2 protein-coding genes, 1 tRNA gene and 1 pseudogene are annotated in these 1,866 nt (G+C 65.9%); 1 reads left to right on the plus strand and 3 read right to left on the minus strand.

The genetic code is table 11. From position 1 onward, the window contains the following. Positions 1-14: 14 nt before the first annotated feature. Together B7L68_RS08325 and B7L68_RS08330 are read right to left on the minus strand one after the other, a co-directional pair. Positions 15-148, minus strand: a tRNA-Tyr gene (locus B7L68_RS08325). Between the two features lie 287 nt (positions 149-435). After that, complete coding sequence (locus B7L68_RS08330; protein WP_081247193.1) at positions 436-621, minus strand: hypothetical protein; 186 nt, start codon at positions 619-621, stop codon at positions 436-438. Between the two features lie 584 nt (positions 622-1,205). Here B7L68_RS08330 and B7L68_RS08335 point away from each other — a divergent pair. Beyond that, complete coding sequence (locus tag B7L68_RS08335) at positions 1,206-1,757, plus strand: PaREP1 family protein (protein ID WP_081247194.1); 552 nt, start codon at positions 1,206-1,208, stop codon at positions 1,755-1,757. On the opposite strand, the pseudogene B7L68_RS08340 reads toward B7L68_RS08335, so the two are convergent. Further along, a pseudogene (locus B7L68_RS08340) lies at positions 1,754-1,866 on the minus strand (AAA family ATPase); the annotation flags it as partial. The gene B7L68_RS08335 and the pseudogene B7L68_RS08340 sit on opposite strands and share 4 nt — an antisense overlap.

Here is a 1,866-nt window from a genome sequence, read left to right on the forward strand (position 1 = left end):
AGAAAACTCATGGATCGGCCCGCCGGGATTTGTGGGCGGGTTTCCCCTGAACCCGGGACCGCCCGTTATAGGCCTGGGGGTTCGGCGTCCGTCTGTCCCCCCAGGGGCTGTCTACAGCCGGGCGCTCTCACCGCTGAGCTACGGGCCGCCTAAACTCCCAAACCTCTGGGTTTATATCTTTTTTCGACTCGGCCCGAGCGCCGTCAGCCTAAGCCGCGGCGCCCATCTAGATGTAGTCCCAGCAGAAATCTACACGTAGATCGGAAGGCCGCAGGGTTCGGAGGTCTTGCCTCGTGCCTCCCCCAGGAGGCCTCGACCATATCTCGGACGTGGTCCTGACCCTCCGTGCGGGCCGTTTCATAGCTCCAGCCGGCGCGGCTCCGCGATGGGGCGGCGGGCCGCGTCGGTGCTATGCGCCGAAAGGCTACACGCGGCTCAACGCTTGGCCTTCCTGGCCGAGCGGATGAAGTATATCGCCCACAGGATTCCAACAGCCGAGCCCACCGCCGCGTTGGGCACCACGCCGCCGGGCACCGACAAATAGCCGCCGAATAGGTCCAAGGCGGCGAACACGCCCGCGGCGATCAAGACGCCCAGCAGGACCCCGAGGGCCCTCCTCACAGTAGGTCTTTGAGGGTTTATTTTTAAGGCTTTTGCAGAACTTCCTATGGGCCTTCCCCGCGACGTCCCCTCGGCAGGCTTCAGCTGGGAGGCCGCCGGCCTCCGCAACGACGGCGGTCGAGACCTCCGGCGATACGGCCATCCGCCGGCCGGTGGACGTCTACGCCTCTACCTCCCCGTCCTACGGCGGGGTTCGCGGCGCTCTACACCGCCAACGCGGCCGAGGTCCTCGCAGACTCCGCAGGCCTACGTCGGCAGGTCCCCTAGGGCCGATGACTCGGCGGGATCAAGCTGGCCGACCCGACGCGAGGACGCACGCCGGCGGCTCGGACGGAGCTTTCCGACCGGGCTCATCCCTCTGGGTCCCCGGAGGCGGAGCGGCGGCCCAAGCCCAGAGACGCACGGCGCTCTACCCAGCAAAGGCAGTAGCCTCACCGTGTTCCACGCGGACCACGCCGGGTTTTCCCGGTCGGCTCGGAGATCTGGCGAGCATAGGCTACAGCCTGGCTCAAGGCCGCAGACAGCGCAATCCGAGGCCGCGTCCTCCGTCGGTGGTGTTTTTAAAGTGACGCTCAATAGTTCCTATGGCCGTCGAGGCGGTTGAGCGTCCCCTGCCCAAGCCCAGCGATGCAGCCTATGTTGAGGCTCGCCTTCTCGAGGCCTTGGGCGAGGCCCGGCTTGCGCTTGAGTTTCTGGAGAGGGGCCTTACGAGAAACGCCGCGTGTAAGGCGTTTCAAGCTTGGAGGGCCCTCCTGGCGGCTCTGCTACGGCTGGAGCTGGACAGGCTGAAGGCCCTAGCCAAGACCGAGGAGGAGAGGAGGTGGCTTGAGGCGAAGGCCGTGCCGCGGGTCCCGACGACGAGGATGAAGGAGCTGTCCCGCCTGCTGAAGGAGGCTGGGCATGAGGGCATTACTTTTGTGACAGATAAGGCGCTCGATCTGCACGACTACCAGTACCACGGGCCGGATCCAGACGCCGTTTTGTCTAAATACACGACGAGGGGGTCGGCCGCCGCAGACGTGGTTGAGCTGCTGCAGGAGCTGGCCAGGCGCGTCGAGGCGCTTAGAGGACGCGTCAAGTGGGGCGAGGAGCTGGAAGAAGCGCTGGAGGAGGTGAAGAGGGCCTTGGCGCGTTAGTCCTCCAGCGCCCTCCTGACGGCCTCCCTGTGTATGGGCGTCTGCCACGCCACGTGTTTGCCTATGCCCAGCTCCGGATCCCTCTCGGGGGGCGGCTGGTCGACCCAGA

This window comes from Thermoproteus sp. CP80 (assembly GCF_002077075.2).
In the GTDB taxonomy this organism is placed as follows: domain Archaea; phylum Thermoproteota; class Thermoprotei; order Thermoproteales; family Thermoproteaceae; genus Thermoproteus.

Coding starts and splice junctions, on each gene's coding strand:
- B7L68_RS08335 (WP_081247194.1), top strand. CDS start 1,206: ATGGCCGTCGAGGCGGTTGAGCGTCCCCTGCCCAAGCCCAGCGATGCA.